Source organism: Bacillus sp. FSL P2-0069 (genome assembly GCF_038593315.1).
In the GTDB taxonomy this organism is placed as follows: domain Bacteria; phylum Bacillota; class Bacilli; order Bacillales; family Bacillaceae; genus Bacillus; species Bacillus safensis.
Genome location: NZ_CP151984.1, coordinates 2660754 through 2675581, shown reverse-complemented (window position 1 = coordinate 2675581; position 14828 = coordinate 2660754). Strand labels below are relative to the sequence as shown.

The 14828-nt window shown below is 42.9% G+C and carries 14 protein-coding genes and 1 riboswitch; of the genes, 9 read left to right on the top strand and 5 right to left on the bottom strand.

Annotation, left to right across the window (positions count from 1 at the left end):
* Positions 1–20: 20 nt before the first annotated feature.
* From NSQ34_RS13650 to NSQ34_RS13640, 3 genes are read right to left on the bottom strand one after another with little or no spacing between them, the layout of a single operon-like run.
* A complete protein-coding gene (locus NSQ34_RS13650) occupies positions 21–815 on the bottom strand; it encodes an ABC transporter permease (protein ID WP_039180873.1) in 795 nt (264 codons plus the stop codon).
* Positions 802–1572 (bottom strand): ABC transporter ATP-binding protein, encoded by a 771-nt coding sequence (locus tag NSQ34_RS13645; RefSeq protein WP_034279407.1) that lies wholly within the window; start codon positions 1570–1572, stop codon positions 802–804. Before NSQ34_RS13645 ends, NSQ34_RS13650 begins: the two co-directional genes overlap by 14 nt.
* Before the next feature lie 15 nt (positions 1573–1587).
* Positions 1588–2589, bottom strand: coding sequence for an ABC transporter substrate-binding protein (locus NSQ34_RS13640; RefSeq protein WP_098677209.1), 1002 nt, complete (start codon positions 2587–2589; stop codon positions 1588–1590).
* Positions 2590–2763: 174 nt separating this feature from the next.
* Between NSQ34_RS13640 and NSQ34_RS13635 the strand changes: the two genes are divergently transcribed.
* Genes NSQ34_RS13635 through NSQ34_RS13610 form a run of 6 tightly spaced genes read left to right on the top strand, consistent with a single transcriptional unit; the run spans position 2764 to position 7900 of the window.
* Entirely contained in the window at positions 2764–3492 is a 729-nt protein-coding gene (locus tag NSQ34_RS13635; RefSeq protein WP_046312165.1) for a carotenoid biosynthesis protein, read from the top strand.
* Positions 3461–4207: a lysophospholipid acyltransferase family protein gene (locus tag NSQ34_RS13630; RefSeq protein WP_041114915.1), complete on the top strand. Its 747-nt coding sequence runs from the start codon at positions 3461–3463 to the stop codon at positions 4205–4207. The genes NSQ34_RS13635 and NSQ34_RS13630 overlap by 32 nt, the downstream gene beginning before the upstream one ends.
* On the top strand, positions 4192–5319 hold the full coding sequence (locus tag NSQ34_RS13625) for a glycosyltransferase (protein WP_342500951.1): 1128 nt from the start codon (positions 4192–4194) through the stop codon (positions 5317–5319). Before NSQ34_RS13630 ends, NSQ34_RS13625 begins: the two co-directional genes overlap by 16 nt.
* Entirely contained in the window at positions 5316–6797 is a 1482-nt protein-coding gene (gene crtI / locus NSQ34_RS13620) for a phytoene desaturase family protein (RefSeq protein ID WP_098677211.1), read from the top strand. Before NSQ34_RS13625 ends, crtI begins: the two co-directional genes overlap by 4 nt.
* A gap of 26 nt (positions 6798–6823) precedes the next feature.
* On the top strand, positions 6824–7618 hold the full coding sequence (locus NSQ34_RS13615) for a prolyl oligopeptidase family serine peptidase (protein WP_041107366.1): 795 nt from the start codon (positions 6824–6826) through the stop codon (positions 7616–7618).
* Between the two features lie 39 nt (positions 7619–7657).
* Complete coding sequence (locus NSQ34_RS13610; RefSeq protein ID WP_025092385.1) at positions 7658–7900, top strand: DUF2584 domain-containing protein; 243 nt, start codon at positions 7658–7660, stop codon at positions 7898–7900.
* A gap of 42 nt (positions 7901–7942) precedes the next feature.
* On the opposite strand, the gene pckA is transcribed toward NSQ34_RS13610, so the two are convergent.
* Positions 7943–9529 carry a phosphoenolpyruvate carboxykinase (ATP) gene (pckA, locus tag NSQ34_RS13605; protein WP_024424910.1) on the bottom strand — a complete coding sequence of 529 codons (1587 nt, stop codon included), beginning with the start codon at positions 9527–9529 and terminating at the stop codon, positions 7943–7945.
* A 226-nt stretch (positions 9530–9755) separates the two neighbouring features.
* Positions 9756–9890, top strand: a riboswitch (SAM riboswitch).
* Positions 9891–10085: 195 nt separating this feature from the next.
* On the opposite strand from pckA, the gene metK reads away from it, so the two are divergent.
* Together metK and asnB are read left to right on the top strand one after the other, a co-directional pair.
* The gene (metK, locus tag NSQ34_RS13600; protein WP_034279424.1) at positions 10086–11288 is read left to right on the top strand and encodes a methionine adenosyltransferase; all 1203 of its coding nucleotides are present in this window, start codon (positions 10086–10088) and stop codon (positions 11286–11288) included.
* Between the two features lie 148 nt (positions 11289–11436).
* Positions 11437–13335 carry an asparagine synthase (glutamine-hydrolyzing) gene (gene asnB / locus NSQ34_RS13595; RefSeq protein ID WP_046312154.1) on the top strand — a complete coding sequence of 633 codons (1899 nt, stop codon included), beginning with the start codon at positions 11437–11439 and terminating at the stop codon, positions 13333–13335.
* A gap of 142 nt (positions 13336–13477) precedes the next feature.
* On the opposite strand, the gene NSQ34_RS13590 is transcribed toward asnB, so the two are convergent.
* Positions 13478–13993, bottom strand: coding sequence for a gamma carbonic anhydrase family protein (locus NSQ34_RS13590; protein ID WP_024426216.1), 516 nt, complete (start codon positions 13991–13993; stop codon positions 13478–13480).
* 45 nt (positions 13994–14038) lie between these two features.
* Between NSQ34_RS13590 and NSQ34_RS13585 the strand changes: the two genes are divergently transcribed.
* The gene (locus NSQ34_RS13585) at positions 14039–14818 is read left to right on the top strand and encodes an alpha/beta hydrolase (protein ID WP_024424906.1); all 780 of its coding nucleotides are present in this window, start codon (positions 14039–14041) and stop codon (positions 14816–14818) included.
* Positions 14819–14828 lie beyond the last annotated feature (10 nt).

Genomic DNA, 14828 nt, shown 5'->3' with positions numbered 1-14828 from the left:
GGTGACAATCCCTGTGCTTTTTATTTTTGAAGAAAACGGCGTTCGAGCCATTCCACAAGCTGGTACATGATGGTCGCAAATACGGCAATAATGAAAAGACTTAAGAACACGAGTGTAAAGTTGAAGACTTGAAAACCGTAAATGATCATGTAGCCGAGCCCTTTTGAGGAAACAAGAAATTCCCCTACAATAACCCCAACCCAAGAAAGGCCGACATTGACTTTGATCGCAGAAATCATCGTTGGAATACTAGCTGGCAAAATGACCTCGCGAAAGACGACGCTTTTTTTCGCACCAAAGGTTTTCATCACCTTTAAATAATTCTCATCGACCTCTTGAAAGGCTGTATAAATGACGATTGTCGTAATGATCACACTAATGATTGCGCCCATGGCAACGATGCTGATCATGCCAGGCCCAAGGGCAACAATTAAAATCGGGGCGAGGGCAACTTTTGGCATGGCATTTAAAATGACTAAATAAGGATCAAGAACGTTTGCCAGGCGGGTGGACCACCATAAGGCGGCAGCAAGCAAAATGCCGCAAAAGGTACCAAGTAGAAATCCGAGCACCGTTTCAAATAATGTAATACTCATATGATTCACTAAAGACCCATCGGATATTTTTTGTACAAACAATTGGCAGACTGCTGATGGTGAACTAAATATCAGTGGATCGATAAGGCGAAAATGACTGGCAAGCTCCCAAAGCGAAAAGAAGCTGGCGAAAATAATGAACTGATAGATTCGGGTCATGCGTTTTTCCATTCGGTATTTTTTGCGATAGGCTTCATGTAAAAGATCACTGTGTTTCAACTGTTTTCAGCTCCTTCCAAATCGTTTGAAAGAGCTCTTGGAAACTCTGGGTCTGTCTCGCTTTGAAAGGAGAAAGAGTCCTCAGATCATCTGGAACGGTAAAGATTCGCTGGATCGAGCCAGGATGCTTTGAGAATAAGAAAATGCGATCACTCATCGCAATGGCTTCGCCGATGTCATGTGTCACAAGAACCGCTGTTTTTTGATAGTTTTTGAGTGTATGAAAGACGAGATCCTCTAAAGTGAGTTTGGTTTGGTAGTCTAGAGCTGAAAAGGGCTCATCTAGTAAAAGCAGACCGGGATTCACTGCAAGCGTTCGGGCGAGAGCCGCACGCTGCCTCATACCGCCTGACAGCTCCTTCGGGTATTTTTCCTCTACATCATGAAGGCCAAGCTTAGGCAGTAAGCCAAGAGCGGCGGAGGTGGCTTCATGTGAATCTTGCTTAGTAATTTTTAACCCGAGAATGATATTTTCCTTGATGGTTTTCCAAGGGAACAAATAATCTTGCTGGAGCATGTAGCCGATTTGATGCTCCTTTTGATTCGGTTCTTTTCCTTCGATTAAAATTCGGCCTTCAGAGGGCGGCGTTATTCCTGCAATGATAGACAGCAGGGTGGTTTTCCCGCAGCCGCTGGGACCAATAAATGAGATAAATTCTCCTTGGTCTATCTCCATATTGATATGCTGTATGGCCGTTGTTTTTTCTTTTAAAGAGAAGTACGTGTGGGTCACATGGTCAATTTGAAGGAAAGACATGTGCTACCTCCTATTCTATTTGTGTTCTGTGACCTTCTTTGCAATGGATGAATCGACAAGTTGTTTGTACGGGATAAATTTCGGCAATTCATCGCTCTCCTTCATGATTTCCTGCAATTTGTTCCATTCCTCTTCATTCAGAAGGGGATCTGCTGCATAGGAGTCCTGCTGTTTGTAGCGTTTAATGGCAGTTGATAAAACATCAAGTTCTGTGTCAGGAAAATGAGATTGAATGGTTTTGGCAATCTCCTCAGGCTGCTTGGATTCTACCCATTTCTGCGCTTTGTAAATGGCGCGAGTGAAGGCTTCAGCTGTCTCTTTGTTTTCCTCTAAGTAACTCTTCTTTGCCATGAAGGTGGTATACGGCACCTTTCCGGAAGCCTCTCCAAAGGAGGCGGTAATGTACCCTTTGCCTTCTTTTTCAATTAAGGATGCTGTCGGTTCGAATAACTGCACAAAATCGCCAGTTCCAGAGGAGAAAGCACCTGAAATGTTGGCAAAATCAATATTTTGAATCATGCGGAGGTCCTTTTTTACATCAATGCCTTCCTTTTTCAGGACATATTCACCGACCATTTGCGGCATGCCGCCTTTCCGCTGTCCAAGAAAGTCTTTTCCTTTTAATTGATCCCAAGAGAATTCACTCACTTTCTCCCTTGAAACAAGAAATGTACCGTCTGTTTGTGTCAGCTGTGCAAAGTTGATGACAGAGTCTTTTGTGTCTTGAGCCTCTACATAGATAGAGGATTCAGATCCGGTCAGGGCGATATCTGCACCGCCGGATAAGAGAGCTGTCATCGTTTTATCGCCGCCCCAGGTCGTTTTTAATTCAACCTCTAGCCCTTCTTCTTTGAAGAAATTCTCAGATAAGGCAACATAGAGCGGAGCATAAAAAACCGAATGGGTCACCTCGGCTACTTGTACGGTCTGCTCTTGTTCTTTTTTACAGGCGACAAATGGAATAAAGAGCAGGACAACGACGATGAATGCCAGTCTGACTTTGATGGAACGATTCAAGAGTAATTCGCCTCCTTTGTTCTAGATCACTAATTAAAGTATGTCAAAAGGGATTTTTGGTGAGTGCCTAGATGAAAATAAGAAGCGCATTGTTTATTTATAGAACGTGTCTTTTTTTCTATACTAGAAGCATGAATACTTTCTTGAATTTGGAAGAAATAAAGGGGCGGTTTCGTGTATAGAGTGAGTTGGGTATTTCTTGGCTGGTATTTAGTAGGGCTCATATTAATGGTCTCTTTTGAAGTGCCAGCATGGCTTCAGTTTGCAAATGGCATTTTCCTTGTGCTGTATGCCTGCTGTGTGATAGAGATTGGGCGAAATATTTATGGGGCATGGGTTGGTGTGATCAAAAGGGCAGCCATTGTCGGTGTGCTGACATTTACGGTTGAATGGATAGGGATCACAACTGGCTTTCCTTTCGGGGCCTATGACTATTATCCGACGTTAGGTTTTCTAGTGGCAGGAGTGCCTTTAACCATTGCTTTTGCATGGGTTGGTGTGTTTTTAAACAGCCTTTTTTTATCCACTCAGCAGTCGAAATGGAAACGAGCTGTCGAAACGGGGATATGGATTGTCTTGCTTGACCTCATATTAGACCCAGTAGCGGCTGAACGGAAATTTTGGGTGTGGTATGACGGCGGTGGTTTTTATGGTATTCCTTTTGAGAATTTTGTGAGCTGGGGTATGATTGGAGCAGGACTTTCCTTTCTCTTCCCGCTTGTTCAGGTTGGTCAAAAGGCCCTCAGCTGGACGAGCCGTATTTATCAGGCAATGGTGTTCTTTTTTGGTGTGCTGGCATTAAAGGGCGGGCTCGATGTCATTTTTTATTTAGCGCTAATCATTGTTATTTTGTGTGAAGGAAGGGTTCAATTTGAAAGAAAGCGACAAAAGCCGATCGTTTAGACGTATATTTTCTCTTTATCTTGAGCGGTATTTACTTCATAAACATTTCCGCTGCGTGATGATGAAAGGCGCTGTGGACCCAAACGAGAAGCTGCCTGTTCTTTATCTCGCTAATCATAGCTCCTGGTGGGATGGACTGATCATCTTTCTTTTAACAGAAAAAGCATCTGGGCTCGATCACTATATGATGATGGAGGAGAAACAGCTGAAGCAATATGCCTTTTTCCGAAAGCTTGGAGCGTTTCCGGTTCATAAAGAGAATCTGAAAAGTGTGAAGCAAGCATTAATGATGGCAAAAGAGAACATGCAGGCTGGCAGGGCTGTATGGCTTTTTCCACAGGGGAAAATCATGCATCAGGATGTGCGGCCGCTTGAATTGGAGGGCGGGGCTTCTTTTTTAGTGAGACAATTTGAGCAAGTCGTGGTGAAGCCTGTGACCTTGCATTATACATTTAATCAATTTCAAAAGCCGACAGTATCTGCTGTGTTTGGTGAAGATACCTTTGTATCTGGCGGAGAACTTCGAAGCAAGGACGTGACGCATCTGCTTAGGGATCTCCTTGAAACGCAGTTAAACGCACATCAAGCACAGGTCATCGCTGACCCTGATTTTTCAACCAATCAAGAATTTAGACAGATGACAAGGACAAGTCAATCAACAAGTGATGCGTTTGATTCCTTTAAAAAGTGGGTGAAAACATGGCGGTCTTCTTAATCGTGATCAGTGTACTCTTGCTCTGTCAGTTTATTTTCACCATATGGAATATGAGGCAGCTTCCTGTTTTAAAGCCAGCATTCTTTTCGCCGGGTGAACCTATTTCGTTATCGATTCTGATTCCAGCGAGAAATGAGGAAAAAAGGATAAAAGCCTGTCTTCAGTCGATCGTTGATCAACGTCTTTACCCGAAAGAGCTTATCGTACTTGATGACCATTCGACAGATCAGACAAGAGCGATGGTGGAGCGGTTCGCAGAAACATATCCGTGGATCCGTGTCCAGTCAGGTCAGCCATTACAGCGGGGCTGGCTTGGTAAATCATATGCCTGCTCTCAGCTCGCAGAGGCAGCAGCTTCTGACTGGCTGCTATTTTTAGATGCGGATGTCCGGTTAAAAAAAGGGGCAGTTGAATCAGTATACAAGCAGTTATGTATGCAAAAAACGGGCATGCTGTCAGGTTTTCCAGAACAAAAAACAGGCACATTGTTTGAGCATCTTGTGGTTCCTATGATGATGTTTACCATTGGCTGTCATCTGCCAGTGAAATGGATAAGAAAATCTAAGAACCCCGCTTTTGCCGCAGCACATGGCGGTTTTATTGCCATTGAAAAGAATTGTTATCACGACATTGGCGGGCATAAAGCGATCAAGGATTCACTCGTTGATGATATGGCTTTGGCTAAACGGGTGAAGGAAAAAGGTTTTCCGTTCACACTTGCAAGCATTCATCCATTTGTGTATATGAGAATGTATGAAAGTGGACAAGAGGTTTGGGAAGGTTACCGGAAAAATTTGTTCCCGGGTGTGAATCGAAGCATTCCTCTGTTAAGCACTGTCTTTTGTTTATACACCCTCCTTTATTTGGTTCCTGTCATTTGTTTCATGATCGCATTGTTTCAGCTGGATGTTTTGAGCATATGCTTAGCCATTCTTTGCTATGGGCTGGGTGTGTCGATTAAAGCGGCAATTGATATTGAAAACGGGCGGACATCTGCGATGGCTTTTTTATTGCCGGTCAGTATTTTAAGTCTGATCGCCATTGGCTTTGCTTCTATGAAAATCGGGCTGAAAAAAGAAGGGTATGAATGGAAAGGGAGAAGGTACGAATGAAAAAAGTGATCATCATCGGCGGCGGATTTGGCGGATTATCAGCCGCGATCCGTCTACAGTCACGCGGGGTTCAGGTCACCATTTTAGAAAAAGAAGCGACTTTAGGCGGGAAATTGCAGCGCCATCACGGAGCAGGCTACTCTTTTGATTTAGGACCGAGTACCATTACAATGAAGACATATTTTGAAGAAGTGTTTACAGCCTGTCATAGACGGATGGAGGATTATGTGACCTTTTATCCGATTTCTCCGCTTACCAAAAATTTTTTTCCAGATGGACATACGGTCGAGTTTACGCCGAATATGGAGCAAATGGAATCACAAATTGCTGCATTCAGTCCTGAAGATGCGAAGCAATACCGTGCATTTTTGCAGGAATCAAAGGCGCTTTTTCAAAAGGCAGAGGAGCAGTTTTTAAATCGTCTGTTATTGAGCTGGAAGGATAAGGCGGATTTAAAGCTGATGAAAGCACTTCTCGCTGTCAAACCGTTCACATCCGTTCAGCGCCTGCTGCGTCAATATTTCCGTCACCCCCATACATTGGCGATGTTTGGACGGTATGCTACTTATATTGGCTCCTCTCCCTACGAGGCACCGGCTATTTTTAATATGATGGCGTATTTAGAAGGGGAGAAAGGGATTTATGGAATACAGGGCGGTACATATCGTTTAGTTGAGGCATTTGAGATACTGGCAAAAGAATTAGGTGTTCAGATTCACCTCAATGAACAAGTGAACAAGATTCATGTGAAGGATCGGCAGGTCAAAGGAGTGGAAACGGATCAGCAGATGTATGAGGCAGATCAAGTCATTGCAGGAGCAGATGCGCTGACTGTATACCGTCATCTCATAGATGAAAAAAACCGTCCTCGTTATTTAAATCAAAAACTGTCTGGCATTGAACCGTCGTTGTCGGGCTTTGTTCTCTTATTAGGTGTACCTAAAGTCTATGAACAGCTGGCCCATCACAATGTGTTTTTCCCTGAGGATTATGAGCAAGAATTCAAGGATATTTTTCAGAAAAAACAGCTGCCTCAAGACCCAGCGCTTTACATATGCTATTCAGGTTATTCAGAACCAGCTTTAAGCGGAGGACCGGGAAGAAGCAACCTGTTTGTACTGGCCAATGCACCTTATATGACAAAAGAGCAAGATTGGGACATGCTAAAGGAGACATATCGTCAGCATGTAAAAAACAAATTAATGGAAAAAGGTCTTTTTGATTTGGATGAGCTTATCGAATATGAAGCGGTTCAAACCCCGCTCGATCTGCAGCAGAAAACGGGGGCATATCGTGGAGCCATTTATGGCATGTCTTCAAACTCGTTCAAACAGGCGTTCTTTCGCATCAATAATCAGTCAAAGGATATTGAAGGACTTTGGTTTGTTGGGGGAACAAGTCATCCTGGCGGCGGCACGCCGATGGTGACAAAATCAGGCCAGCTTGTCGCAGAAGCGATGCTGAAGCAATGGACGTAATCAAAGATGAAAAGGAGAGAAATCGAGTGATTGTGGAAAAAAGAAGGTTTCCGTCGCCCCATCCGCATATTCACTTATATACAGTGACCTATGAGGCAGATGGACTTCGGATGAAAGGGCTGCTCGCTGAACCGGCCGGAGAAGGTTTCTACGACGGCTTTTTGTATTTACGAGGCGGCATTAAAAATGTGGGGATGGTCAGACCAGGCCGGATTGTGCAATTTGCCGCGCAGGGCTTTGTCGTCTTTGCTCCCTTTTACCGGGGAAACCAAGGAGGCGAAGGGAACGAAGATTTTGCCGGAGAAGATCGAAAAGATGCGTTCGCTGCCTTTCAGCTTTTAAAACAGCACAAAAAAGTGAAGAAGGACCGCATTCATATCTTTGGTTTTTCGCGAGGCGGTATTATGGGCATCTGGACCGCTGTTGAAATGAAACAGGAGGCAGCTTCCTTTGTCACATGGGGAGGCGTCAGTGATATGAAACTGACTTATGAAGAGCGTGTGGATATGAGACGGATGATGAAGCGTGTGATTGGCGGCCCGCCGCATAAGGTGCCAGAGGCATATGAGAACAGAACCCCTTTAAATGATGTGGACAAAATTGAAGCACCTGTCCTTATCATCCACGGAGAAGAGGATCAAAATGTATCGATTGAGCATGCGTATTTGTTAGAAGATGCGCTGCGCCAGCACGGGAAATCCGTGGAAACATGGTATTTCCACGGATACAACCACTATTTCCCGCCGCAGCATAATCGAGAAATTGTGAGAAGGCTGACCACATGGATGCACAGCCGAAAAAGCGGAAATGTGGTAAAATAAGCAGTATAACGAAATATAGAAAGTAGGGGGATTTTCATTATGGGAATGCCTGTTGAATTTAATACAATGATTGTCACAAAGGGAAAAGAGACAAGAATTGAAGAAAATGTATTTGAACTCATGAAGGATGGATACCGCATTTATCCATTAAATATTCCACTTGAGGTGCGCAAAACGAAAGACGGAGAAAAAACAGGGACTGCACATGTTGAAAAGCTGGAGCTGACAGACAATGTCACGAAGGTGACGTACCGTCTTGTGTCCCTGCATTCAACAAACTAAAAAAGCTGAGGGATTTTATTCTCCTCAGCTTTTTTCATTTGGTTATACGAGTGGACCGCCTTTGGCTTCAATGTCACTTGCCGCGTGGCTGAATTTTTGGAAGTTCTTTTTAAATTCATTGGCAAGGAAGTGTGCTTTTTCTTGATAAGCCTCTTGGTCATCCCATGTTTTAGCAGGTTGAAGCACTTCATCTGGTACACCAGGAATATGAAGCGGGATGTGTAAGCCAAAGATGTCATCAGTAATCATCTCGGCATTGTCAAGGTCACCTTCGATTGCTGCCTGCACCATTGCTCTTGTATGAGCGAGATTCATTCGTTTGCCTGTACCGTAGCCTCCGCCAGTCCAGCCTGTATTCACAAGGAATACTTTTGCACCGTGCTCATCAATCTTTTTGCCAAGCATTTCAGCATAGACGTGAGCTGGAAGCGGAAGGAATGGTGAACCGAAGCAAGTAGAGAATGTCGTTTCTGGTGATGTGACACCGCGCTCAGTTCCAGCTAATTTACTTGTGTACCCGCTCAAGAAATGGTACATTGCCTGCTCTTTTGTTAAACGGCTGATTGGAGGTAAGACGCCAAACGCATCCGCTGTTAAAAAGACAATGGCAGATGGATGTCCTGCGATACTTGGTTTCACGATGTTATCAATCATTTCGATTGGGTAAGCAGCGCGTGTATTTTCAGTAAAGAAAGTATCATCATAATCCGCTTCACGTGTTTCTTCATCAAGCACAACGTTCTCAAGAACTGATCCGAAGCTGATCGCTTTGTAGATCTGAGGTTCTTTTTCTTCACTTAAGTTCACACATTTCGCATAGCATCCGCCCTCGATATTGAAGACCCCTGTGCCAGACCAGCCGTGTTCATCGTCTCCGATCAGCTTGCGGCTTGCGCTTGCAGAAAGCGTCGTTTTCCCCGTACCTGAAAGTCCGAAGAATAGGGCCACATCGCCTTCTTGACCTACGTTTGCTGAGCAGTGCATGGATAAAATATCTTGCTCAGGAAGCAGGTAGTTCATCACAGAGAAAATGGACTTTTTCATTTCTCCTGCATATTCTGTTCCACCGATAAGAATCGTGCGTTTTTCAAAAGAAACGATGATAAACGTTTCAGAGTTTGTGCCATCTGTTGCAGGATCTGCTTTAAAGTGCGGTGCAGATAAGATGGTGAAAGGTTTTTCGTTTGAAGAAGGTGTTGACCCGTCAGGTCTGATAAATAGCTGCTTGGCAAAAAGATTGTGCCATGCGAATTCGTTTACAACTGTAATCGGCATACGATATCTTTCGTCAGCGCCTGCAAACCCTTCAAAGACGAATAGTTCATCACGTTCTTTTAAGTATGACACAACCTTTGTATATAAACGGTCAAATGCTTCTTTGGAGATCGGCTGGTTTACTTGACCCCAATCGATTTTATGTTCAGAGCTTTCTTCTTTGACGATAAATTTATCTTTAGGCGAACGTCCTGTGTAGGCTCCAGTTGTAGCGCGGACAGCTCCAGTTGATGTTAAAACGCCTTCATTACGTGCCAAAATCTTTTCAACAAGTTTCGGAACAGATAAATTTTGGTGCGTATTTTCTAATGAGAGCAATGACTGCAAATCTTCTTTTAAATCCACTGAGTTCATAAAAAAACCCTTCCTTTACCGTTGAATTTGTTTGTTTCGATTAGTATAACACATTAATAATAATAGTCTATACTATTTAAAAATTTTTGTGTGTGTTTTTTCATTTCTGCTATGAAAATATGCTTTTTGGTGATGCTAATGGTGAGGAGAAAAAAGAGGGAGATAATTCTTATGAAGCATTGACATGACGCAAGGGTTTAAGATAAGATATCTTATTGAACGGATACTCTTATCCCGAGTTGGTGGAGGGACAGGCCCGATGAAGCCCAGCAACCGGTTTCTTATTTAAAAGGCATGAAAATGCTGAGAAACCAAGGTGCTAACCTGATGCAAGGTACAAGAACACCTTGAGCGATAAGAGTGAAAGGCATGCGATCTCAGACCCTTTCCTCGCAATGAAGGAAATGGTTTTTTTATTTTTGGGATATCATATGAACAAATTGCCAATAACATCTCTAATATAAACGTTTTCAAATATAAGAGGGAACGAGTTCCGTATCATATTGGAGGCCTCATCTTGGGATGATGTGGTCTTGTACAGGAGGAAATAGCCATTATGAGTCAAAATCGTCGTTTATTTACTTCAGAATCAGTGACAGAAGGACATCCGGATAAAATCTGTGATCAAATTTCAGACAGCATTTTGGATGAAATTTTAAAGAAAGATCCAAATGCACGTGTTGCCTGTGAAACTTCTGTTACAACCGGTCTCGTATTAGTAAGCGGTGAAATTACAACGTCTACTTATGTCGATATTCCAAAGACGGTGCGTGACACAATTAAGGAAATTGGCTACACACGTGCGAAATATGGTTTTGATGCGGAAACATGTGCTGTACTTACATCAATTGATGAACAGTCTGCTGATATTGCGCAAGGTGTAGACAAAGCGCTTGAAGCACGTGAAGGAACAATGACGGAAGAAGAAATTGATGCGATTGGTGCAGGTGACCAAGGATTGATGTTTGGTTTTGCCAACAACGAAACCGAAGAGCTCATGCCGCTGCCGATTTCACTAGCGCATAAATTATCTCGCCGTTTAACAGAAGTACGTAAAGATGAAACACTTGCATACCTTCGTCCAGACGGAAAAACACAAGTCACAGTTGAATATGATGAGCAAAACAAACCAGTTCGTATTGACACAGTGGTTATTTCTACGCAGCATGCACCAGAAGTGACGCTTGAACAAATTCAAAGTGACTTAAAAGAGCATGTCATCAGTCCTGTCGTTCCAAGTGAACTGATTGATGAACAGACAAAATACTTCATTAACCCAACTGGCCGTTTCGTGATCGGAGGACCTCAAGGGGATGCTGGTTTAACTGGACGTAAAATCATCGTTGATACGTATGGCGGATACGCTCGTCATGGAGGCGGTGCTTTCTCAGGTAAGGATGCAACGAAGGTTGACCGTTCTGCGGCATACGCTGCTCGTTACGTAGCGAAAAACATCGTAGCTGCCGGCCTTGCAGATTCTTGTGAAGTACAGCTTGCTTATGCAATTGGGGTTGCACAGCCTGTATCGATTTCAATTGATACATTCGGGACAGGAAAAGCTTCAGAAGAAAAATTAATTGAAGTGGTTCGTGCAAACTTTGATCTTCGTCCAGCTGGCATTATTAAAATGCTAGACCTGCGCCGTCCGATCTACAAACAAACAGCTGCATACGGACATTTCGGCCGTCACGACTTAGATCTTCCGTGGGAAAAAACGGATAAAGCCGATACACTTCGCAAAGAAGCATTGGGACAATAACAACATAAAAAACCGCTTATTTTAAGCGGTTTTCCTTTTGATTAAAAAAAAATCTTCAAAAAGCGAAAAAATGTGAAACAAAATCGGACAAAATACTGTCTAATTATAGGTCTACTTTTAAGAAATAACATAACGTGGAGGCAATAATATGTGTGGGTTTGTTGGTGTATTTAATCACCGTCCATTGTCCGAAACTACTGAACAGGAAGAGCTAATTAAACAAATGAATCGTCTCATCGTTCATCGTGGTCCGGATGATGAGGGTTACTTTCATGATGAGCATGTAGGATTTGGATTTAGACGTTTAAGTATTATAGATGTTGAGCACGGAAAGCAGCCGCTTTCTTATGAAGATGAAAAGTATTGGATTATTTTCAACGGAGAAATTTATAACTATGTGGAGCTGAAGGAAGAGCTTGTGAAAAAAGGCTATACGTTCAGCACAGATTCTGATACGGAAGTACTTCTTGCTACATACCGTCATTATAAAGAAGAAGCGGCTTCTAAGCTTCGCGGTATGTTTGCATTTTTAATTTGGGATAAAGAAGCGCAATTATTATATGGCGCAAGAGATCCTTTCGGCATCAAACCGCTTTATTTTACACAAATGGATGAGCAAGTGTACTTTGCATCTGAACGCAAAAGCTTGATGGCAGTGAACGAGAACATTTTATTTGATGAGACTGCTTTGCAGCAATACATGTCATTCCAGTTCGTACCTGAGCCAAATACACTTGATCAAAAGGTGCACAAAGTAGAGCCTGGTCATCAGTTTACTTTACGCCCAGGACAGGAGATTGAATTTAAGACTTACTGGAAGGTTCAATTCAAGCCTGAGCAAACACAAGAACAAAAGCTGATTGAAGAAGTCCGAGATGCAATCTATGATTCTGTGAAAGTTCATATGAGAAGTGATGTTCCTGTTGGTTCATTCCTATCAGGTGGTATCGATTCTTCTTTCATCGTATCTGTTGCAAAGGAATTTCATCCTGAGCTGAAGACGTTTTCTGTTGGTTTCCAGCAGGATGGCTTTAGTGAAGTTGATGTAGCGAAGGAAACGGCTGATAAGCTGGGCTTACAAAACTTTAGCGCGGTGATTTCTCCTGAGGAATATATGAATGAGCTTCCGAAAATTGTTTGGCATTTAGATGATCCTTTAGCTGATCCGGCGGCGATTCCATTGTACTTCGTGGCAAAGGAAGCGAAGAAACAAGTGACGGTCGTTCTTTCTGGTGAGGGAGCAGACGAGCTGTTCGGTGGATATAATATTTACCGTGAGCCGCTTTCTCTTAAACCATTTGAATCTGTTCCATCTATGCTGAAAAAGCTTCTTCTTCGTCTGGCGCGCTTAATGCCAGAAGGAATGAAAGGAAAAAGTTTTATCGTCCGCGGCTGTACACCATTAGAGGAGCGTTATATCGGTAATGCGAAAATCTTTGAAGAGCCAGTAAAGAAAAACCTCTTAAAGCAGTATGATCCGAACATTACGTATCGTGATGTGACGAAGACATACTTCGAGGAAAGTGCAGGCTACAGTGATATTAACAAAATGCAATATGTTGATATTCATACGTGGATGCGCGGGGACATCTTACTGAAAGCAGATAAGATGACAATGGCGAATTCTCTTGAGCTTCGCGTTCCTTTCCTTGATAAGGTCGTATTTGAAGCGGCTTCTAAAATTCCAGAAGAGCTGAAAACAAAAGATGGCACAACGAAATATTTATTGCGTAAAGCAGCAGAAGGCATTGTGCCTGATCATGTGTTAAACCGCAAGAAGCTTGGCTTCCCTGTTCCAATTCGTCATTGGCTGAAAAATGAGATGAACGCTTGGGCGAAAGACATCATTAAAAACAGTCAAACTGACGAATATATTAACAAAGCGTATGTGCTTGATTTATTAAATGAACATTGTGCTGGTAAAGCAGATCATAGCCGTAAGATTTGGACCGTCCTGATTTTTATGATTTGGCACAGCATTTATGTCGAGCGCAGTATTGATCCAGAGCAATTGAATCATCAACCGAAAGAAGTCATCTTCAGTTAATGAAAAAAGGTTTTCAGCTTTGTGCTGAAAACCTTTTTTGTCATGATAGAAAGTGGCGGAAAAGGGTAAAATAACAAGCGGTTCATAGTTATTGCTTAATATCCTGAAAAAAACATGATAAAGTGAAGATACACGTATGATGTTAACGAGATAAAAGGGAACGATAGTATTGTCCTTTTTCTACATATTCTCTGCGGATTCGGTCCATGTCTTGGATATCTTCATCTGTTAACAGCCGAACGACTTTGGCTGGACGGCCAAAAGCGAGTGATCCTTTTGGGATGACCTTTCCTTGAGGGACAAGACTTCCTGCACCGATAAAGGCGCCTTCGCCAATCTCCGCACCATCGAGAATGATAGACCCCATGCCAATGAGGGCATTTTTTCGAATGATTGAGCTATGTAATGTGACTTGGTGTCCAATGGTAGCACCATCTTCAATAAGAAGTGTTTTTCCAGGACTTTGATGCAGGCACGATAAATCTTGAATGTTGACGTTCTTTCCAATTCTCACAGGTGCAACATCGCCTCTGATGACGGTTTGGAACCACACGCTCGAATATTCTCCAATTGTGACATCACCGGTAATGGTGGCGTTATCTGCGACAAAGACCGATTCATGAATCTCAGGTGTAAACTGATGATATGGATAAATCACTTTTTCGACTTCCTTTCTTAATACAACATTTGTGAGGTGTTTACTTTGTGGACTTGGCATGCTGAAAGACCAGTTGGTACAATTGTCATTGTACATGGTGCGAGTGAATATCACGGCCGATATAAATGGCTGATTGAAATGTGGCGGAATGCAGGCTATCACGTCGTTATGGGTGATTTGCCTGGGCAAGGCACATCGACACGTGCGCGAGGCCACATTCGTTCGTTTCAAGAATACATTGATACAGTCGATGAATGGATCGAGCATGCGAAATCATTCAGGCTTCCTACTTTTTTACTTGGACACAGTATGGGTGGACTCATTTCAATTGAGTGGATGAAGCAGTATACCCATACGAAGTTGAATGGCCTTATTTTATCATCACCTTGTTTAGGTCTGCAATTTAAACCGAAGAAGCTGATGGATTTTGCGTCAAAAGGTCTAAATGTGCTGGCACCGTCTTTTAAAGTGGAGTCAGGGCTGTCGATTGAACTAGCCACACGAAATCAGGCGGTCATTGAGGCAGACTCAAATGATTCTCTTTACGTAACAAAGGTGTCGGTTCGCTGGTATCGAGAGCTGATCAAAAATATCGATGCGGCGATGCAGCCGACGAATGTCTTTAAATCGATCCCGCTCCTTTTAATGCAGGCGGGCGATGATAAGATCGTCGATAAAACGAGGGTGATTAAATGGTTCAATGGCATAGAATCAACCAATAAATCATACCGTGAATGGGAAGAGCTGTATCACGAAATTTTTAATGAACCAGAAAGAGAAGATGTGTTTAAGGCGGCAAGAGCCTTTACAGATCAATATATTTGATTGTGAGCTT